This window comes from Sporomusa malonica (assembly GCF_900176355.1).
Lineage (GTDB): Bacteria > Bacillota > Negativicutes > Sporomusales > Sporomusaceae > Sporomusa > Sporomusa malonica.
In genome coordinates, this window is the sequence record NZ_FWXI01000002.1 from 313977 (window position 1) to 335842 (window position 21866).

Below are 21866 nucleotides of genomic sequence, written 5' to 3' on the forward strand. Positions count from 1 at the left end.
AAGCAAACCAATTGACGTATGACGGCAGATCATATACAATAGTTATGCATATCAAGCAGGATTCTAAGAGGTGAGAAGCAGTGAGCAAGGAAACAGGCATAAAAATAGCGGCGGAAAACCGGAAGGCCCGCCACGATTATCATATACATGAGACCTATGAGGCCGGAATTGCGCTTACCGGCACTGAAGTAAAATCACTCCGGGCCGGTAAGGCAAACCTAAAAGATTCCTATGCCAGGATTGATAATGCCGAACTCATGCTGCACAACATGCATATCAGTCCCTATGAGCAAGGCAACCGATTTAACCACGAACCGCTGCGTACCCGCAAGCTCTTGATGCATCGGTATGAAATAAACAAGTTAATTGGCAAGACCAAAGAAAAAGGGTATACTCTGGTGCCGCTAAAACTATACTTTACTAAAGGCAAAGTCAAGGTTGAACTAGGACTAGCTACTGGTAAGCATACTTATGATAAACGCCAGGATCTTGCCGATAAGGATGCCAAAAGGGATATGGAGCGGGCATTACGCGACAGGCAAAAGGAGTAAACTCTAACCTTCAGCGACCTCGCTTTTCCCCGCCCAGAGCTGTAAAATCAATATACCGCCAAGTATTAGAACGCCGCCGCCCACTTGCAGCGGCGTTATCTTTTCATTAAGCAGGGCAACTGAGAGCAGCACTGTCATGACTGGTTCCAGAGTACTGATAATAGAAGCATTTGTGGCACCAATATGAATCATACCTGCAAAAAAGCCCATAATACCAATAATAGTTGGCAGTAGTGCAATGCCAATAATAGCTAACCAGCCTTGTAATGACAGGTTCAAAATCAGCGTGCCTGTCACTGTCCCAACCAGGATAAAGATGGCAGCGGCTGAGGCACAGACATAGGTGGTAGTAACCATAGGATTAACATTTTTCAAAAACCTGTTGCCTACGACAATGTAAACCGAATAGACGAAAGCCGCACCCAGACCAAAAACAAGGCCCAGCATACTCAGATTGTCGAAGGATACGCCAAGAACAAGAAACAAGCCGGAAAAGCAGATCGCCAGTGCCAAGCCTTTTTGCCAGGTATATTGCTCATCACCTAGCCCAAAAGACAGCACACTGACAAGTGCTGGATAGGTGTAGAGCAGCATAGCGGCCAACGATGCAGGCAGATGTTTTAGGGATGAGGCAAATAGCAGTGACATAGCGCCATAACCGATGCCGCCCATGAAAAACAACTGCTTCATGAGGTTTCTATCAATAGCCAGTGAAATACCGCGCATTCTCAGAATTAATGCCAGGCAAATTGCTGCGATGACAAACCGCCCAGCCAGAATAGTAATAATATTGGCCCCGGCGGCGTAGGCAAATTTAATAAAAATGGCTAAAGTGGCAAATCCGGCAGCCGATGCTGCGACCAGCAGCGCCCCGGTGTGTTGTTGTTTCAATTCAATCACTCCCTTAGCCCCAATATATTCGGCGATGGCTTAAGTATCTCCTGTGCAGCGTATAAAAATGGTAAAACTTTAATTTGGCTGAAATCAATCTTTATGATATAATAAATTAATATTGAAGTGTATATAGTGTTTGCAGTGTAATTAAGACATGCCATCCCCATTATACGGGGGCGTACTGGTTTCGACAGGGGTAGTTATGGTATGGGTAGCGAGCCGGGGTTCCATCAGCCCGTCAACACGGTGGACCTAAAGTAAAAGCAAACAACGAATACGCTTTAGCAGCTTAATGCTAACGTTCTACCTACGCACTCCCGCGGCCTAGGATAGGACGTCACTTAGTGGGATACCTGAGGCTCAATTCTCGGAGAGCCGACTGGAAAACTTTATCGAGATAGTGCTTGAGCAGCCTGTCTGTGGGCGGCAAAAGCGCAAAATTTAAATCACCGACTGCGCTCGGAGAAGCCTATGCAGTAATGCTTTTGGACAGGAGTTCGATTCTCCTCGCCTCCACCAGTTGAATATCCCCTCCACCATTGATATAATATAGATATATTATATCAATGGTGGAGGTTTTGTTTTATATGAAAATCATATGTCACCTATGTGGCAATGAATTTGAAAAACCGGATAAAGAAGTGAGAAGACAGCAAAAAGAAGGCCGGGAGTATTTTTTTTGTAGCCGTAGTTGCACTGGTATTTATGCCAATAAAATTAGGCATAACACACCTGAAGATGGACTGAAACCCCACCAACGCAGAACCAAGAAAATTCAACAATTGCTCGGAGAAAAATTAAGCACAGCTAAATCAAAACTGAACAAACTCTTGATGTTTGAACTGGCAAAAAAGTGCAATATGGATAGCTGTTATCGCTGCGGCGAAAAAATTGACGACATTACCGATTTTACCATCGATCATAAAGAGTCCTGGTTGCTGGGCGATGATCCTGCGCAGCTCTTTTATGATATGGATAATATTGCTTTTAGTCATGCCCGGTGCAACTATGAGGCCGGAACCAAGACATTTGTAAGCAACTATAAGAATGGGGTTAAGGAAGATATGGAGTTATATGTGTACTAGATGAGAAACCACGCGATAATGGAGTGGGTGTCAGTTAATTTATAAGGTGGATTTGTAAGGTCGCGGATCGGTGGGCAATTTAAGAATGCTTAAAGCGAAACATAACTTATCAATTTGGCAGCTTGAAAGACTTACAGGTGTTAGTTGTGGTATTATTTTAAAAATATAAAAGTGTCAATAACCCTGTCCCTGACACTGTCCGAATATGGTAAGATACTGACGACAACATAAGGAAGGAAGCGAGTATGAAAAAGTCGAGAATGTCGAAACTGAGACATGCAAGGAAACTGATAATTCCAGAGGACTTTGAGCCGCGCCTGCCTAATGACTATGATGAGACGTTCCTGAATGGATATTTCCACTTTAACGTTGAACAACTTCTTGCCTATGTGGCTGAGCACAAGAATGAGTTTTTGCAAGTCTCGGTTGTCGTATCTGATTGGCATAAAGACGACAGCCCTGATGATGAGTACGTCGAACTAGCGGATTTGAAACGGCCTTGCTGAGATTGCCCCTGACAAGCTTGAATATTATCCTGACATCACCCCTACGGATTGGAAAGCACGGGGCTACAACCTTATTGACGGTCATCATCGCATTGAGAAAGCGTACCGGCATGGCGTGGAGCATCTCCCGGCATACATACTCCCCATGGAGCATCACGTTGGCTTCATCTTCAAAGGATACAAAGAGTACGCTAATTACTGGAACGGCAAATTGCTCAACTACGAGGACGACATGAAACGCCGCCAGCGCATTACTGAATTGACCTCAGAATCTTAACATGCTGTTGGCTCACTCAGCTCCGCGGAAGACGTGGAAGACGTGGAAGACGTGGGGACGGTGGTGCTGTCTTTATGCAGACACAACCACCGTCCCGTGCGCCAAGAAGCGCACGGAGTATAGCGGGTGAGAATCCCGCCTGAGAAGGCCTAGCCAGTCACTCAGTATCCAGCCTTGGGACTGAAGCGGTAACGCCAGGTCTAAGCGTAGGCAAGAAAGGTAGTAGGCCGAAAGCACAAGCTGAAGATGTAGAACCCCGAAATGGTTGATAATGGGAAAGGTTGATGTATGGGACGAGCAGAAGACAACACTGAGTCTAGCGAAGAAGGCGAGTTAGACGCGGCGCCCCGGGGTCGAAGGTCTTGGCATGCTACACATTGTTACTCCGTGTGAACTTGGGAGACCCTGCCGCCCTCCAAAGGAGTATGGCGGACAAGTTGAAGACGAGGAAGTCAAATAGTCGGTAGGGAGTCGGATTACGTCATAGTACTGATGAGTCGGGGTAATGCTCGCAGAAGGAAGGGCGTAACATAGCAGTGCCCTTGAAAAGGGAAACAATGCTGCACTGGAGGCAGAGAAACCATTGAGAACTAAACTAACAAGGATAGCCGAACTAGCCAAACAACGACCGAGAATCAAATTACAAACCTTGATACATGTTATTGACGAAGAAAGCCTGAAGGTTGCTCATAGCTGTATGCAAATGAATAAAGCAACAGGTATTGACGCTATAACAAAAGAAGAATATGGTGAAAAGTTAGAGGAAAACCTAACAGACCTACTGGACAGAATGAAGCGGCAGGGGTACAAGCCGCAACCCGTAAAAAGAGTCTGCATACCGAAAGCCGATGGTAAGAAGCGACCGCTGGGAATACCGGCATACGAAGACAAGTTGGTGCAGAAAGTTCTAAATGAAATACTGACAGCAATTTACGAGGAGGAATTCCTAGAGTGCTCCTATGGTTTTAGACCAGGGAAGAGTTGTCACGATGCACTGAAAGAACTCGCCAACATAGTGATAACCAAAAAGGTCAACTATGTAGTGGACGCAGATATCAAAGGATTTTTCGATAACGTCAGTCATAGCTGGATGATGAAGTTCCTGCAAGAGCGAATTGAAGATCGTAATCTACTTCGGCTGATACAAAGATTTCTAAAAGCCGGGGTGATAGAGGCTGGAATTGAGTACGAGACCGATAAAGGAACGCCGCAGGGAGGAATCATCTCCCCCACATTAGCAAATGTGTATCTGCACTATGTGTTGGATTTATGGTTCACGGTGAAGATTAAAAAGGAGAGCAGGGGTGAAGCATATCTGGTCAGATATGCTGATGATTTTGTGTGCTTCTTTCAATATCAAACAGATGCAGAAAGCTTCTATGGGAAACTGATAGACAGACTGAAGAAATTCAATCTGGAGATAGCCAAAGAGAAAACGAAAGTAATAGAATTTGGGCGATTTTCCGCAGATAATCGCGCAAGGCGAGAAGAAAGCAAACCGAATACATTCGACTTTCTAGGATTTACTCACTACTGCAGTAAGAGTAAAACTGGCAAATTTCGTGTTAAAAGAAAAACCAGTAGGAAGAAAATGAAAGCAAAACTAAAGGACTTTACTAAGTGGCTACACAATAACATGCATACTGAGGTAGGAGAATTAATCAAGCAGGTAAATGCTAAGTTGGTCGGGCATTTCCGCTACTATGGAGTGACGGATAACAGTAAAGGAATTAATACATATAGATATCGCATACGGCGTAAGCTGTTTGAAGTCCTTAATCGCAGAAGCCAGAAGAAGAGTCTAACTTGGGAAGGTTTTATAAAGCTGGAAAACCGGTTCCCTTTGGCTAAAGCGAGAACCTATGTAAATATCTATGGTTAGATGCGAATGCTGATATGAAGAGCCGGATGCCTTAATAGGGCAAGTCCGGTTCTGTGAGGGTTGCGTGCCGTGAGGTGCGCTTCTACTCGACCTGTAAGATATAGTACAGAAGGGTTATCCATCTGGGAGTACAAAATCTCCGAACAATCAGTTTTGTGTATAATGGGATGGAAGGATATGAATGTAACTGTCCCAGGGAAGATTTTTCTATACCCATCACGCTGACAATTCATCCATTTCCAAAGCATTTACGTTTTAGCTGGTTGGGAGTCTATTCCCGCTTCACGTGCAAGGCTGTGATCTTTGACGATGGAATGGATAATCCTTCGGACTAATTCTTAGGAGGTCTCTATGTTGATTAGTCGTCCTGCTATCGGTATTGATGTTGCTAAAGACTTTTGTGTTTATGCTGCTGTTTCTCCTAACGGTACAATTTTATTGAATCCATTTAAAGCCCTAAACACTAAAAAGGGGCTTTCTTTCGCTTTAGGAGAAATAAAAAAAGTGGAAGACGCGTTTGGTAGTAAACCGGCAATTGTCCTAGAATCGACAGGTCACTTCTCTCAACGCATTGTCCACTTTTTTTTGAAACAGGAGCTTGATGTCTTCCTCATCAATCCCCTTATTTCACATTCTATCAAAAATTCATCTGTAAGAAAAGTAAAGACCGACCAAGTTGACGCAGTTGATTTAGCCAAATTGTTCTTTACCCAAGATTTACACAACACCTATATGCCAAGCGAGGTATTAGCAAATTTAAAAACATTATCGAGAACTAGATTTCAATTAGTAGAACAACGTGCTGGTATTTTGAATCAACTCATTGCCGCAATTGAGCAAGTTGCACCTTTGTTCCCCAAAGTCTTCGAGCCATCATCTTTAACAGCTCTCACTCTACTAACTCAGTTTCCAGCTCCTGCGGAATGGTCAAAGACTTCCAACCATAAAGCGATAATAGAAATGTTAGAAACCCTGCCGCGACGCGGCAAAGACTATGCCCATAAAAAATATGAAGCCTTATTGGATTGTGCCAAAGATGCCGAATTTACTGGTATTCAGATGTCAGCCAATTTTAGTGTTATACAAATTTATGCTAGCAATATACGATTCATGGATGCCCAAATTAAAGCCATTGATGGTGAAATTAATAAATGGGCAGAACAACTTCCTGAAATCGCATTGCTTAAAAGCATACCTGGTATAGGTGAAACATTGGCACCGCTTATTGTGGGAGAAGTAGGCGATATCATGCGATTTACCAATGCCAAACAGCTTGTAGCTTATTGTGGAATTGATCCATCTGTGCGCCAGTCCGGGAAGTTTGTTGGTACCAGAAACAAGGTGACAAAAAGAGGTTCTCCTTTCTTACGACGAGCATTATATGTTGCCGCAACAACTGCTATTCGCAAAAGTCCTAACGGGTCGCTCGTAAATTCAGTCATCTACGAATATTACAAAAAGAAAATTGAGTCAAAACCTAAAAAGCAAGCACTAGGTGCAGTTATGAATAAGCTTCTACGAATTATTTTTTCTGTCCTAAAAAACAAACAGCCTTTTTGTTTAATTACTCCCGAACAGCAAGTTGCGCTGTATCAAGCCAGCAGAAAAAAGGCAGCGTAAACTCGGCTAAAAACTGAATATTAGCATGTCCTTATTAAATAATGTTCACATTTTTTGAAGGTTTGTTTGCTATACCCTTTTTTAGTACAAGTTTTTTTAGTTTTAGGACTTGACTTCACTTAGCTGGTCTGCGTCCATCCCGTCCCCACGTCCATCCAGTAAAAATGAAAGCCGTAAAAATGGGGCACAGAGAAATGCTAAACCGGGCCAGCGAAAGCCTACGAGGGATAAGGTTGGGCGACCGGCGTAACTAGCTACTTGTCTGCTTAAAAGTATTCTTTGTAATTCAAATTTTTATCATTAAGTTCATCGTCGCAAGAGGACTTTACACGGTTATCTAGAAGTTGTGAAAGTAGTTCAGCATAAAGGATTTGTAGAATCAAAATGGTAGTTGTTAAAGTAACAAAGCTGAGGTAGTGGTATGCGAATTGTTGACCGGATATTGGCAATTTCCGATATTCATGGCGAAAACCAAAGATTGCAGTCTCTGTTAAAACAAACTCAATATGATCCGGCAAGGGATTTACTGGTTATCTGTGGCGATATGATAGACCGCGGAACAGAAAACCTGGATGTGCTGAAAACTTGCCTAATGCTTCAGGAGCAGGGCGCGGTGCTTTTAAAGGGGAACCATGAACAATTCTTGGAGCAGAGTGTAATCGAAATGCTTGAATCCGATTCATGGCGGACAAAGCCATCAGAGAACTTATATAATTGGGTGAAATATAACGGTGGTGTAACTATGTTTGAGGAAATAGAAAACTTAGCACCCAGTAAACTAGCAGAGATTCTGCAGTTTGTAAAAAGTTTGCCGTTATATTTTTCAACAGGTAATTTCCTGTTTACCCACGCGGGAGCTAATACGAGAAAGCCTATCGAAAAAAACACCGAAGATGAATTGGTTTGGATGGAGGATCGCTTTCCTTATTGTCCGGCGTACAAAGGAAAGGTGCTTGTTTTTGGCCATCTGCCCACCTGGCATCTTTATCGATACGATAAGAAATTCAAAAAAACAAATGCCCGGATCTGGTTTGACCAAGAGTACCGGGACAAAATAGGCATTGACTGCGGCGGTTGTTTTGGTGGACGGCTGGCGGCTTTAGAATTGCCAAGTTACCAGGAATTTTATGCTTAAGGGTACTTCCAGGAACTTTTATAGCTGATCTGAACCCAAACCTGAAAGGTCTTGTTTAGTGATACTAGTTTGAAAAAAATTAGGTATACGGAGTGAGCTATGAAGAAAATCTGGTTAATTCGTCACGGCGAGAGTGTGGCAAATGCCGGGGCTGCTACGGATAATCATGTAACGATACCATTATCCGAGAACGGTCATAAGCAAGCCAGGGAAATAAGTCAAAGCATACCCTGGGTACCGGATCTGATCATAACTTCCCCTTTTTTACGCACGCAAGAAACGGCAGCTTACACGATAAAACTGTATCCGGATGTACCGGTTACGGTTTGGGACATCCAAGAATTTACCTACCTTGCACCGGCTTCCTGCGTAGGGACTACCGCTGCTGAACGTAGCGAGAGGGTAAATGCGTATTGGCAACGGCTTGACCCTGACTATATAGACGGCCAAGATGCAGAAAGTTTTGCCATGCTGCTATCGCGGGCCAGAATGACTATTGACCGCTTACAGCGTCTGGACGAAAGATTTATCGTCATGTTTACTCATGCGCAGTTTATTCGCGCCATGACGCTTTTAAAAGATAATCAAGAGCAGGATGTAACATATCTCATGGGCCGATTCAGAGCGTTACCTAAGTACGGGAATTGCGAAGTGGTTGTATGGTAGAACATAAAATGAGTAAAGTAGAACGGATTGAAGAAGCAACTCATTGGCTGTCTAAAGAAAATAATGCAAAGGCCCGGGTGAAAAAGTACACGGCTTACAAGCTCTTTGCAATGCCGGACTCTTTTTTTGGATCGGATGACGAAGAATATTGGATTATGGATGATGATGGCAATGCTTCTATGGCTTTTTTAGTAGTAAAAGGAGTTTTTTTAAAGCATAGTTATGATTTCATTCTTAAACTTACCGAAAAGGAATTTTCAAATATGAGCGTAGAAGCAAAACGCCAGTTTTCTTATACATTCGATAAAAATTTATGGAGTGAGTAAATAAGCGAATTTTCATACTTGCTCTGAATGGGAGAATTGTAATGATTTATATAACCGGGGATTTGCATGGAGATATTGACAAGGCCAAATTAACTACGAAATATTTCCCGGTGCAAAGGGAATTAACGAAGAATGATTATGTCATAATTGCTGGCGACTTTGGCTGTATTTGGTCAGGCGGCAAACAGGATGAATGGCTTTTGGATTGGCTGGAAAGCAAGAATTTCACAACACTTTTTGTAGACGGCAACCACGAAAACTTTGATCTTTTGAATCAATTCCCTATCACGGAATGGAACGGTGGTAAAACACACCAAATAAGACCGTTCATCTTTCATTTAATGCGAGGACAGGTGTTTACAATTGAAGGGAAAAAAATATTCACATTTGGCGGCGCTGAATCAGTAGATAAACAATTCCGAAAGGAATTCATTTCGTGGTGGAGAGAGGAAGTACCTAACCAGCACGAATTTGAAGAAGGTATTAAAAACCTCGAAAAACATGATATGACCGTGGACTATGTAATAACACATACTGCGCCTAAAGATATAATAGGTCAGCTTGATAGCTTTTTTGGAGATAGAATCAATGATTCTACCAGTGAAATGCTAAACTACTTTATGAAAAGCATTAGGTTTAAACACTGGTTTTTCGGTCATTTTCATACAAACAAAACCATAGGTAAGTTTACAGTGTTGAATAATAGATTAGTGGTATTGCAAGAAGAAGTAATCATGTCAAAAGACCCGGAGCCGCGAGATTGGAAAATAGAAAAATATAGGAGTAAATTTAAGGTAGCCTACCCGAATATAAAACAGCCGACATATGAGGAAGTTGGAGCGCTAATTGATCGATGGGATAGAGAAGGTAGACATATAACCTACCCATTGGCGGGGCTGAACTGGAACGAACTCGAATGGCAAAAAGAGTATAAAAGAAAAAAAGAATTTAAGATATTAGCTGAAAAAATCATAAATCACCAAGCCCATGGAGAAGAAATTTTTATGGCCTGCGGCAGTGGTGAGAAATGTCCTAAAAGTGATAATTGTAAGTGCTGGAAGCTTTATCAATACATGCTGGAGAATGAGATATTAGGCCACACTTGCATGTTATATAAACCTGAAAACTGTGAGGAATTTAGGCCGTATGGAGATAAATAAGTATCCATGTGGTGACACGGGGTGTTGGTAATGGGTCTTAGTCTTGTACTGCTTATTTTTTAAAAAAATTAAGAAGCAGATATTTTGGTTTATATGGCAGGATAAAGTCGAAAAGATACAGAAAAATAACCATAGTTTACTATTAGAGTAAATTATGGTTATTTTTACATATGCGAGGTTATCGGACTCGACAAATTGAAAAGGGAAATAAACCAGTAGAAAGATAGTGGTGCTGACGTTCCTTAGAACTCTAAGGGTTTTGGAGGTTATGATATTGTCATTAGATATATTTACTTTAGCTAAAGGCTTAAAAGAAGAAGATTGTAATTCGAAGCTTTTGAATTTGATTAATCAGAACTTTATGATGTTTAATGAACGCAGTATTTTACTTAAATGGACTAAAGATTTTATAGATCGCGATGGAAAAATAATTAATGAATTTCAGACCACATTCCATTCAAGCTTTTGGGAGTTTTATTTGAATGCCTATTTTCGCCAACATAACTACGTTCTTGATTGGACACACATTAAACCGGATTTTTTGATTACAAAGCCTTATATGATTTGTATTGAAGCTGTCGTTGCGAATATTAAACTAAATGGTATTTCTGAAAGTCAGCGGAATCTTGAAGATCTGTTGTCTATGCTTAGTCCGCCATGGCTTCAGCAAGATTTTACTAAAATGGTGGATGAGGCAATTGTTCGCTATTCAAATGCCATTAGCAGTAAATATTTGAAATACAAAAAAGAATACTCTAAATGTGATTGGGTGAAACCTTTTTGCCCATTTGTTATAGCAATGGCTTCATATGATCAAATTAACTATGGTAGAGAATATATTTATCCTATGATGGCATTGTTATACGGGTTGTACTATAATCCTGAGGAAAGGAGCTATTTTCCAAAAGCTACAATAAAGAAACCTGGTACAACAGCAGATATTGCATTAAATCTTTTTGCCAACCTAGAATTTAACCAGGTATCTGCTATCATTTTTTCATGCACAACAACTATTGGTAAGTTGACTTCTCTTGCAATTTCTGAGGGGCGGTCATCATTAAACCAAGTTTATATAATTAGGGAAAATCTCTTCGATAATGGTCCGCGATATCAGCTGCAAATTGTTAGTGAAGAAAGTCCTGAATTATTGTCAGATGGAATATTCATTTTTCACAATCCAAATGCCATCAACCCACTCGATAATGACGCTTTCCCGGATGCAACCCATTTTTTTTATGAAGAGGATGATTTTAATATTGCTGGAGTAATACCACCACTAGTTTCGAGGCTTAATACTTCAAAAATTTTTGTGCCAGCATTAAGTCCTCTAATTTCAGAATATTTAAGACAATATAATGATGCAACTATTGACGAATTTTATAAATGAACTAAAAAATGATTTGGGGATACGGATAAGAAAAGATGGCTATATAATCTTATGCCCCGAAATGTAATGGGAGTGAGTGTTAATAGTGAGCAATCAGTACTTAGCAACGCCGATATTAGACAAAAATCAACTTGCTCGAATTGAAGCCGTCCATAAGGGCTTTTTGTATCAGCATTTGTATGCCGCCGCTTGCCTTCTATTGGCCCCAAATTCAGGTGTTACGTCCATCGTTGTCGAGAGAGACGAGGATGTTGAAGTGGTTTTCAGCAACCAGCGAATTTACATTCAAGTTAAGACGCGTTCAAGCCCCTTGAAATATAGCGATATCGACGGCGCTATTCAGCGCTTTGAACTGCTACGCATTGAACACCAGAACGGAGTAAGATCAGGTTCGGCTAAATTTGTTGTTGTTTCCAATATTGAACCCGGTGAAGCATTGCTAGAGCGCATAAGCCAACCGGCCTGGCCGGGTGATGTACAGATAGTCTGGCCGGATAGCATCTCCGACAGTCTCGATGATAGGTTGCCTATGCCATGGAAAAACATTTCAGATGCCTTTGCGAAGTGTGCTGAATTAGCTGCAACGATTCCATATGGTATGCTTGCTCCAGAAACACTTGTAGGGAAACTAGCGTGGCTAGTAATGCTAGCGGCGGCAGGGAATTCGCCGCGTGAAGACCATTCTTTTCAAATAAATGAACTTTCCCAGATTTTTGAGCAGATGGTTGTCCAGTTGCAGGATTTCCCAGATCCGCCGGCGGTATACCGGACTCAGGCCGATGAGCCGCCACTTGTAACCGAGGATAGGATTAGAATTATTACCGGCTACTCAGGTTCTGGGAAGACATCGTGGGTTTCTCAGGCAGCAACGTTTACGACGAGTACCATCACATACATGGATGTCAAAGATACGCCGGGACCGGCTCTAGCGTCTGCACTGGCCCGCGAACTTGCCGCACGTCTCTTTGGCAATAAAGGTGGCCATCTTGGCGAAGTGCTTCTGCCTGGAGCTTCAGGCTTGGAAACGCTTCATGCGATCGACATACGTTTAATGACTAGTGGAGAAGCAGTCACCGTTGTTCTAGATAATGCTCACCACTTGCCACCAGCAGACATTCGGGCTGTCATCCAACAAAGTAGTTTGCTAAAGTTCATACTTATCTGTCAGCCCGGCCGTAATGTCTTTGAACTTGAGACAATCCTGTCAATCATGGCGGAACCCTTGCACGGATGGGCAACTGATACTATTGCTTCAGAGGTTGCTTTCCAAGGGTGTCGAGGCGATTTCGCGGCATGCCAGCGTCTATTGGAGCTAACGGCTGGATTACCGCTCTACGTTCAAAACGCTATAGCCATTACGGCAAGAGAATATGAAGGCTCTCTTACACGTTTTTGTTCCGAACTGGAGGCAAAGACACATGCGGTGGAAACGGCACAGGAAATCATCCTTGCTCGCGTTTATGATGGCTTTTCAGATGTAATCCGTGATGTGATTGGTGTTCTTAGCCTTTCGGATATTCCTTTAGAACGAAATGAAGCATCAGAAATGCTGGCGAAAATATTCGGTCTTGAGGACAGAGTTGTCGCCGCGCTCTTTCGGCAGCTTAGATCAACGGGCTCAATTGAGACTTTTGGCGGCAATCGGTTTAAGGTTCACGATGCGATGCGTCTTTTAGGGCAGTCACACCTCGACACACTTGGCAAGGAATTTGTTCGCAAAGCACAAGACGTTCTCAAGGGGCTCGTCTTTGCTTCATTGCGACGACACTTGGAAATGCCAAAGTTTTCATTTTACCTCCGCATGCTTATGGCAACTGGAGATATAAAGCCTCTTATCCAATTGGCAACGGATGAGTTTTTTCACGAACTTGGTGTTAATCCAGAGATCATGATGTTTCTTGAAAAAGCTGCTTCTTCTAAAGAGACAGGACCCAAAGATCACTTCTGGGTGCTAGATGCTCTCGTGTTTGCGGACATGAAGCAAGGAAATTCTCAAATAGCTTTAGAACGGCTTGAAGAGATGAGACAACTGCTCAAGGAACATAATCTTGGAGTCGATGAACGCCTAGCTCTAGCAATGAAACGGATGAACGTCTTGGCCCGCGAGGGCAAAGCTAAGCAGATCGAAGCCGCTATGTCAGATATTTTAGAGTTACTCCCAGAGAACCCAGTTCATCAAAGGATATTTAGATACAATACCGCTCATGCGCTCTATGACCTTGGGCATTACGAAGCGGCCATCAAAGAAACGCATAGTTTGATACGGGAATATTACGATCTTCTCGGAATCACCCCAGAGGATATCTTTGGGTTGAATCCTGACAAGATTTGGCCGCTTCTCAAGAAAGATAAGGATATTACAGATAACCTAAAGCATTTGGCAGATTGCCTTGATCTTAATGCTACAGCAATGAATTGCGTCGGAAGGATTTCTCCCCTTGGGCGCCTCCATGCTATGAAGTTCTACGCCATGGCAGGTGCACCAGATTCCCTCATCCGGGTAGGACAGGAAGTTGTCGATGAGTTTATTCGTCGAAATGATTTCATTGGAGCAAGGGAAGTTCTTGAGACGAATCTTTTGCCCAATGTTCTACAGTTAAAGATGAGTGCAAGGATTATTCCTGTTCGAAGCCAATATGCGGTTGTTCTTGCATATTGTGACGATTTCGACGCGGCAGATGCTGAAATGGCTCGATTGAAGCCGTATGAGGCTGGTCTTAATGAACTTGGGAAATTGGAGCTGCGGAATCAACGCAAGGCAATTGAGGAGATGCGTCAGAATGGTCCTCCAAAGTGGCGAATCCCGAGCACGCCAGAAATTAATTCGATAGGGAACGCGAAAATAGGGCGAAACGCTCAATGTCCATGCGGTTCAGGCAAGAAATTCAAAAAATGCCATGGACGATAACCTAAATAGACGGTTTATAAAGGCGAAAATAAAGCCGGTACGTGTTCAAGCTGCGCGCCAAGCCGTTATTGTTTGCAAGATGGGCTGTTTTGCCTGCTTTGGATTAAATTCCTCGGGTAATTAGCCACAGGACTGGAATGACATCAAGAAAGGGCCAAATCAATGTTAGCTACATTTATAATTGATGCATACAAAAAATCTGAATCTAAAGAGATTGCGACCATATTATCAAAATCTTGTGATGCTACTACTTGTTGTGAATGGTCTTCTGCAGGTGTCTACAGTTTTTGGGATTACTACACGCACGAAGTATTATATATTGGCCTAGCTGTTGACTTGGCAGATCGATTTAAACAACATAATGGAATAATCCCAGCAAGAGATAATTCATGTAAAAAGCTTTATATAGATGAGTATTTCTCTCATAAAGAAAAGCTGGGATATACCATTTTTGTGCAGTCGTCTTTATCTCAACCAATTACAAGAAAAAATAGAGGTGAGATTACTGACGAGGATATATCGTATGATTTAGTAAATATGCGCGCTGCTGAAGATAGGGAAGATATCAAAGTAGTTGAAGGAACAATGATTGAGGCATATAGAAGAAGACACGGGCGTAAGCCGAAGTGGAATAAAAGAAGAGGATCAAGATATGGAACTAATAATGTTAGGACTAATAGTTATGAATTGATTGAGTGTATAACAAAGATGGAACCCCATCCATTGGTATCAAAGTCTACTTTTCGAGAACTTGAAACTAACCCAACATTCGAGAGATACGAACAGCTATTACATGCTTTACGTGTTAACATGCTTTATATGGGTATGGACCTTCATACAGCCTTAAATGTTGTTCTTAAGAATGGAAATCCAATGCTGGAAGAACAATATAAAGAATTGGCCCATAGTGGATATATGAGAAAACATCTAATTCTATAAGGATGAAGTTAAAGTTATTTCATAGAGGGATTCACAATACTTAGTAAATAAGTTCGTCTATATGATTTGACTCCAGGCGAAGTTATATATGTTCCTGATACCAATGCAGTGTAATTTGGAAAATTCGTTTTTGGAAGGAAGATAAATTATGCTGATTTTATTGCCAATAGTTCGTAAGGTCGCATAAACTGGGAATTTTTTTCTTTTCTGTGACTGATATGTGTTAGATAAAAATGCTATATGAGACAATCGCTGTTACGAAAAGTTAGAGTCTCAACGCTCATACTTTATCTTGGTTATTTTCTATATAATTACGTAATGAAAAAATGCGATGGATTACATAGGGATAGTTTATGCTATGTTATGGTGAAAGGATCGAGTTAATGTTGTTTTGGAGGCGAAAGAAATGGCTATTACTTTCGAAGATCTGATAAGGGTTGATAATGGTGCACGTTTTTTTACTGCAGACCTCCATATTCATTCCTATGGTGCATCTGAATGCGTTGGCGATGTGGGGATGACAGTAGAAACTATTATCGAACAAGCTTTAACACATAACATTTCAATAATTGCAATAACCGATCATAATACAGATAAAAATTTAGAGGCTGCAATGAAGTGCGCTCAACATTATTTGGGGCGGATTCTGGTTATTCCTGGTGTCGAAGTAAGCACGGCACATGGACATCTATTAGTGTACTTTTCGCCTGAAAACTGGGAAAATGTACGAACGTTTTTGGCGAGAATTGAAATTGTTGGAAAATTGGGAAGCAGGGATAGTCATACGACGAAATCAATGACCGATGTAATTCGACAGGCGGAAATGATGGATGGCGTATGTATTGCAGCTCATATTGACAGGGTAAAAACTGGCTTTGAGATATTAGATTCAGGCTATCCTAGTTGGAAGAAAGATATTATTATGAGTCCAGGATTATATGGATTAGAAGTAGATAATTCGGAGAACTTAGGCTGGTATTCGCCAGAAGATGAAAAATCTGCAAATGGAGCGGAAAGACGAAAACTCGCCGATAACCGGGCATCTGTACTAACGGGAAGACCATTATTAGCGCATGTGCAAGGTTCAGATGCTCATTCAATAAAACAATTTAGTGAAAACTGCGCTAAACGTAATTTAACCAGAATTAAGATGAACGAGTTAGATTTTAATGCATTTAGGACGTCATTGGTTGATGCAGAAGCCCGTATTAGAGCAACTGCGTCACTTCCTATTGCCGTTCCAAGAGTTCGGGGAATTTATATAAATGGTGGTTTTCTGGATCAAGAAAATTATCACTTTAGTGATAATCTTAATTGCTTTATAGGCGGAAGAGGAGCTGGTAAATCTACCGCTATTCGTAGTTTAGTATATGGATTAGGAATGAAAGGTGAATTCGCTGAATGTGATAACTGTCCCGATGAAATAGTTGTCTATTGTGAAGATGCTAATGGCATCATTTATCGTTACGAGCGTATTAGGGGGAGTGTCCCCAATGTGAGGGCACGGGAGGATGGGCAGATACAAAATGTGCCTGTTGACGTTTTTCCAGTTGAATATTATGGTCAAGGTGATTTAGCCGAAGTAGCCAAAGATCCATTAGCTAACCCAATATTGTTGCAACAGTTTTTAGACCAACATCTACATATCAAAGACCTTCTAGAAAGACAGAAGGAAATTCTGAGGCTTTTGAGGCAAAATAGTGCACAGCTAATTCCTATTGAAAATTTATTTTTCCAGATTCCAGGGAAAGCGCAAATTATCGCCGAGATTGACAAGAAACTTCAGATTGCCGAGACAGGGAAACTCAGAGAGATAGCCGCCCAGCAAATAGAATTAGGTGCGGAGAAGGGGCTACGTAATGAATTGATGGCAATAGCTGAATTTTATGATAGAGGCATGTCTGTTACTAACTTTTTGAGGAACTATCACGATATTGCAAATGGATTAAAGGCGAACTATCAAGGCGAGTCTACTGAACCTTATTTCAAAGATGTGGAAAAAAGTATTGACGAAACAAATCAGTATTTGAATCACAAGCAATCTGAGATTAATTCTTACTTTAAAACTGTTTCTATGAAAATTAGCGAGTCGTTGAAAAAAGTCGATGAAGTGATTGTAAATAGGCAACAAATAATAAATGGCCAGATGGCCCCGCTAAAGGAACAAGGTCTTTCCGGCAGCATTCAAGAGTTGCAGCAGCTTATTACTCGAAAGAATATTGTAATGACGGAGATTGGCAAAATAAATGGGCAAAAAAGCACGCTTGAAACTTTGCACATTCAACGTACTGAACTACATAGCGAACTTAAACAAATACGAAATGAGATTATAAAGAAAAGAAAAAGTCAACTTAAAGTAATTAATAAAGGCCTAGGAAGGACGATTACTGACTATACAGTTTTTCTCTGTTACGAAGATAGCGGTATTATTGATGAATTTAAAGAGTTTTTTTTAAAGGCAATGAAAGGATCATACTTCCAGGAGGAAGTAGCAATAAAAGTATGTCAAAAATTATTACCAGAGGAGCTTGCTGTTTTCATTAAGCAGAAAAATGCGAGACAAATAGCAGAGTTGGCAGATATTTCTGAGCAATGGGCCACTGAGATATGTAATCGGATGTGCTCATTGACTGATCTATTTGAGCTGGAATTAATTTGGAAGCCGTCTTGTCCGATAATCAACTTAAAAACAAAAGGGGCTATACCGAAAGAAATTCATGTAAATCAGTTGTCAGATGGGCAGAAACATACGATTCTATTAACAATTGCTATGCTTGCGGATTCTAAATTGCCACTGATTATTGATCAACCCGAGGATGATCTGGATAATGCATTTATTTCGGCAAGTGTTGTCACTACACTGAGGGCTATTAAAGAACGACGACAGGTTATAGTGGTAACTCATAACGCCAACATTGCTGTTTTAGGTGATGCCGAGTTAATCTTACCAATGAATCGTATGAATGACAAAGGGATTGTAACCGACAGAGGATCAATTGATCGATCTGAAACACGAAACGAGGTAATGAGAATCTTGGAGGGCGGAGATATTGCCTTTAAACGCCGGAAAGAAATATACGGGCATTAGCCTCTTTTATTTTTCTATCCACTAAGCGTTATCTTTGATATCGTACACACATGGGAGAGTATAGCAAAAAATAACGAACGAACTCATCAATTATTATAATATAGTAAAATATATAAAAGAAAATTTGCGAGTTTCACAATAATTAATAAGAGGATAAAATATGCAATCATTATTATGCAAATGTAATACATATATGGTATTAAAGCAGATTGATTATAACTATAAAAAATATATATTTAAAAATACTCAAGTTTTAGAATGTCCAAAGTGTAAAACACAATATTTACCTCAAATTTCCAAACTTGCTTGTGAAAAATTGATAAGTATGGAAAAAAACGCACGTGGATTTGATTTTGGAAGGTTTATAGCCATGTTATTTAAAGATAAGTTTGTTACTACCGATGTTGAATTTATATATGATAGAAATGATTATTATTTTATTCCAGGTTTACGGAGAGAATGGAACATTGGCTTTTTAACACCGGTTTTTTTTAATATAGAAGTTTTGTTAAAATATTGTTACCATCCAAGTTATTCATTAGAATTAGGAGCCGATACATATGGGAATATTTATAAAGGTTCGGATCATCTAATCTCTTTTGGAATAAATCGCAATGGGAAAGTACTTATGTGGCTTGGGGATATAGCAAAACTAGATATTAATGAGCAACATTATTTATGTTCAGAGAATATACATTCGGATCACGATATTGCATCTGAATTTTATGAGGGGCAGATAGAAACAAATTGGGCTGAGCCGTCGAAGGAAAAAAGTTTGTTCCAAAAAAGAACAACTTTACATGAAATAATATTAAAAAAGTTTTCTTTTAATTTAACTCAATTAGAGCCAGAAACAATTAAAACCGCTGCAAGTATATTTAGACCTATAGTATCAAGTAATACCGCTTTTACAAGTGTTATTATTCCAATGAACAAAATTTTTGTAGAATCTATTAATAATAAGCAAATTAAACAAGACTTAAAAGAATTTGAGGATTTAAAATTAGATAAAGTTGGGAGTATAAAATTACTCCAATATTGGATTGAAAAAAGAATAGATGGAGATGCATCTAAAATTGTAGCTCCTCTATTTATACTTTACGATCTTAGAGTTTCTTTCGCACATTTACAATCGGAAGAAACGCAAGAAAAATTATTTGCATTTTCATGTGAAAGATTAGGATTGAATAAAGATTGTAGAGACTATATCCAAATATATGATGTATTGATCAATAAGCTACATGAAATGTATGATTCTATTATTAATTTAGTAGAAAACGCTTATCTATCCTGAGAAAGTAGCGATGACTTTTGACAAGATCTCGCATGTCTGGGTATCATTTTCGTAGAGTCGAAGAAGTGTTTTCTTTTCATACCTTATGTTAACTCGATGTACGTTGAGTGTGTAGTAAAGAATTAATATATTTCAACAGCTTCACAAAAAGTGGATTTGCAAGGCCGCGGATCGCCTCCACCAAAACAATAGTTACAGTTCAAGCCCGCTGATTTGGCGGGCTGTCGTTTGAATTGTATTGAACCCTATAGAATCTAAGGATTCTTGGCAACCTTATGCTTATTAAAGGTACTTACGGCAAATATATGCTTAAACTATAAAGAGTGGATATTATTGCTAATTCAAGTATTTGCGCGGATTTGTAGACATTTCTGGTGGCAAACTTATGGTTAAAAAGCGGCAAAGATATGCTTAAAGTCACATATATATGTAACTTTAAGCATAAGCTTGCCGAAACGGCAAACTTATGCTTAATTTTTTGTGTGACAAACTTATGCTTAAATATCTGTTGTGTATAAAAATCAGTTAGTTTGTTGCGTTAAGTCTGATAATAACTAATTCTTTAAATAGATAAATTGGGAATTTTTGCGGAGTAGCGGTATCCTAAGTTTATCTATATGCATTTATGCAGTTGAAAAAGTAATTATTGATGTAGTATGGCAATGATTTTAATAATGAGTGGAACGTCACAAAAGTGTAATTGATTGTTTTAGCGATAAAAAGTTTGTACCAGCGTGTTTCAGGATATAGATAAATAGAATGTAAAAAATTAAAGCTCAGCCTTAGTTCGCACTCTTTTTGAGGTTACATTCTAATTAGATGGTATTTAGGCTATGGAAAGTAATAAGGATTCGAGTTGTCAAAATGGTTATTCTGACAACTATTCAACAAGTTATTCCTATTCTATAAATGGCTTAGAGGGGGAAGAAATTAAAAAATTATCTATCTCTTTGTCTTAGCACGGTTTGTAGTGCTTTTGCTGGAGGCTTTGCAATAGGCTCGGCATATGAAATTCCATTTGAGATAAGGATAAATTAGCGGATTTCATCTTGTTGTCTGAAGATGAAATAAAGGAAGGCATTTATCTGGCAATGTTCCACACTCATAATTTAGCAGAAGGCGCGGGCGCGTCAACGATAATGGCAGCTAAAAAAATCAGAATTTTATATTAAGATAACAAAAAAACAATAATAATTGACAAAAAAACCAAAGTTGAAAAGCTTTGGCTTTTTTATTAGCAAAATTCCCTAAATAAATTGCAATGAAGTGAATGAAGGATAATTTAGAAAGCAGTATCATGTCATATAAAAGAAGTAAAGGAGGGACAAAAAATAAGTAAGACAGTTAGCGTCGGTATTTCGGCACGGCATGTTCATTTGTCACGGATACATCTGGATATCTTATTTGGTCCTGGCTATCAGCTCCATCCATACAAGTATGTTTATCAGCCTGGTCAATACGCTGCAGAAGAAACCGTCGATTTGGTAACGCCTAAAGCCACTTTTAATAATGTGAGAGTATTGGGACCGGAACGGGAGCAGACGCAAGTTGAGATTTCTATCACCGATGCAATCAAGCTCGGCCTTAACGTGCCTGTGCGGGACTCTGGTGACATTAAGGGATCACCGGGAATTACTTTGATTGGTCCTAATGGTTTGGTAGTTATAGAGAAAGGGGTAATTGCTGCTTGGCGTCATATTCATATGAATTTGGTCGATGCATCTGAATTAAGTGTCAAAGACCGCGACTTTGTTCGCGTACAATGTGGTGGTGAAATTAGGCCGATTATTTTAGAAAAAGTACTGGTCCGAGTACATGATAGCTTTGTCTTAGAAATGCATATTGATACAGATGAGGCAAATGCAGCTATGATTGCCAACGGCGATTTACTAAAGATTATGGAATGATGGCCTTATTTATTTATGGGGGGATGAAGTATGGCAAGACTGGTTTTTCAAGAGGAAAGGTGTAAGGGGTGTGAATTATGCAAGGATGCATGTCCTAAAGGTATTATTGTTATGGCGGAGCGGTTTAATGAAAAGGGGTACCATCCGGCAGTTTGTTCTGACGCGGAAAAATGTGTAGGGTGCGCGATTTGTGCAAAGGCATGTCCTGATATAGTTATCGAAATTATGGAGTAAGGGAAGT

At 40.2% G+C, this 21866-nt stretch carries 17 protein-coding genes and 1 other RNA gene; 17 read left to right on the forward strand and 1 reads right to left on the reverse strand.

All coding sequences use genetic code 11. The features are described from left to right. Positions 1-80 precede the first annotated feature (80 nt). Complete coding sequence (gene smpB / locus B9A22_RS03460; RefSeq protein WP_084574277.1) at positions 81-551, forward strand: SsrA-binding protein SmpB; 471 nt, start codon at positions 81-83, stop codon at positions 549-551. 3 nt (positions 552-554) lie between these two features. Here smpB and B9A22_RS03465 read toward each other — a convergent pair whose 3' ends face one another. Then, the gene (locus tag B9A22_RS03465; protein ID WP_084574278.1) at positions 555-1451 is read right to left on the reverse strand and encodes a DMT family transporter; all 897 of its coding nucleotides are present in this window, start codon (positions 1449-1451) and stop codon (positions 555-557) included. Between the two features lie 166 nt (positions 1452-1617). Here B9A22_RS03465 and ssrA point away from each other — a divergent pair. The 16 genes from ssrA (at position 1618) to B9A22_RS03550 (ending at position 21859) form a co-directional block, all read left to right on the forward strand. Continuing rightward, positions 1618-1964, forward strand: a transfer-messenger RNA (tmRNA) gene (gene ssrA, locus B9A22_RS03470). A 68-nt stretch (positions 1965-2032) separates the two neighbouring features. Then, on the forward strand, positions 2033-2530 hold the full coding sequence (locus B9A22_RS03475) for an HNH endonuclease (protein ID WP_084574280.1): 498 nt from the start codon (positions 2033-2035) through the stop codon (positions 2528-2530). Positions 2531-2775: 245 nt separating this feature from the next. After that, the gene (locus B9A22_RS03480) at positions 2776-3036 is read left to right on the forward strand and encodes a hypothetical protein (protein WP_084574282.1); all 261 of its coding nucleotides are present in this window, start codon (positions 2776-2778) and stop codon (positions 3034-3036) included. An 860-nt stretch (positions 3037-3896) separates the two neighbouring features. Further along, positions 3897-5195: a group II intron reverse transcriptase/maturase gene (gene ltrA / locus B9A22_RS03485; protein WP_084574284.1), complete on the forward strand. Its 1299-nt coding sequence runs from the start codon at positions 3897-3899 to the stop codon at positions 5193-5195. 351 nt (positions 5196-5546) lie between these two features. After that, positions 5547-6815, forward strand: coding sequence for an IS110 family RNA-guided transposase (locus B9A22_RS03490; RefSeq protein WP_084574286.1), 1269 nt, complete (start codon positions 5547-5549; stop codon positions 6813-6815). Positions 6816-7236: 421 nt separating this feature from the next. Further along, complete coding sequence (locus tag B9A22_RS03495; RefSeq protein WP_084574288.1) at positions 7237-7950, forward strand: metallophosphoesterase; 714 nt, start codon at positions 7237-7239, stop codon at positions 7948-7950. A gap of 99 nt (positions 7951-8049) precedes the next feature. Continuing rightward, positions 8050-8616, forward strand: coding sequence for a histidine phosphatase family protein (locus B9A22_RS03500; RefSeq protein ID WP_084574290.1), 567 nt, complete (start codon positions 8050-8052; stop codon positions 8614-8616). Between the two features lie 8 nt (positions 8617-8624). After that, complete coding sequence (locus B9A22_RS03505; RefSeq protein ID WP_139796145.1) at positions 8625-8942, forward strand: hypothetical protein; 318 nt, start codon at positions 8625-8627, stop codon at positions 8940-8942. 41 nt (positions 8943-8983) lie between these two features. Further along, positions 8984-10102, forward strand: a complete 1119-nt coding sequence (locus B9A22_RS03510; RefSeq protein ID WP_084574294.1) for a metallophosphoesterase family protein — start codon at positions 8984-8986, stop codon at positions 10100-10102. Between the two features lie 274 nt (positions 10103-10376). Next, positions 10377-11489 carry a hypothetical protein gene (locus tag B9A22_RS03515; RefSeq protein WP_084574296.1) on the forward strand — a complete coding sequence of 371 codons (1113 nt, stop codon included), beginning with the start codon at positions 10377-10379 and terminating at the stop codon, positions 11487-11489. 85 nt (positions 11490-11574) lie between these two features. Continuing rightward, the gene (locus tag B9A22_RS25215; RefSeq protein ID WP_176215366.1) at positions 11575-14397 is read left to right on the forward strand and encodes a dsDNA nuclease domain-containing protein; all 2823 of its coding nucleotides are present in this window, start codon (positions 11575-11577) and stop codon (positions 14395-14397) included. A 162-nt stretch (positions 14398-14559) separates the two neighbouring features. Further along, entirely contained in the window at positions 14560-15336 is a 777-nt protein-coding gene (locus tag B9A22_RS03530; RefSeq protein WP_084574298.1) for a hypothetical protein, read from the forward strand. 406 nt (positions 15337-15742) lie between these two features. Next, positions 15743-18424, forward strand: a complete 2682-nt coding sequence (locus B9A22_RS03535) for a TrlF family AAA-like ATPase (protein ID WP_084574300.1) — start codon at positions 15743-15745, stop codon at positions 18422-18424. 160 nt (positions 18425-18584) lie between these two features. Then, a complete protein-coding gene (locus B9A22_RS03540) occupies positions 18585-19718 on the forward strand; it encodes a hypothetical protein (protein ID WP_084574302.1) in 1134 nt (377 codons plus the stop codon). A 1355-nt stretch (positions 19719-21073) separates the two neighbouring features. Continuing rightward, positions 21074-21625, forward strand: a complete 552-nt coding sequence (gene pduL / locus B9A22_RS03545) for a phosphate propanoyltransferase (RefSeq protein ID WP_281252342.1) — start codon at positions 21074-21076, stop codon at positions 21623-21625. Between the two features lie 30 nt (positions 21626-21655). Then, complete coding sequence (locus B9A22_RS03550) at positions 21656-21859, forward strand: 4Fe-4S dicluster domain-containing protein (RefSeq protein ID WP_084574306.1); 204 nt, start codon at positions 21656-21658, stop codon at positions 21857-21859. The last annotated feature ends 7 nt before the right edge of the window (positions 21860-21866 follow it).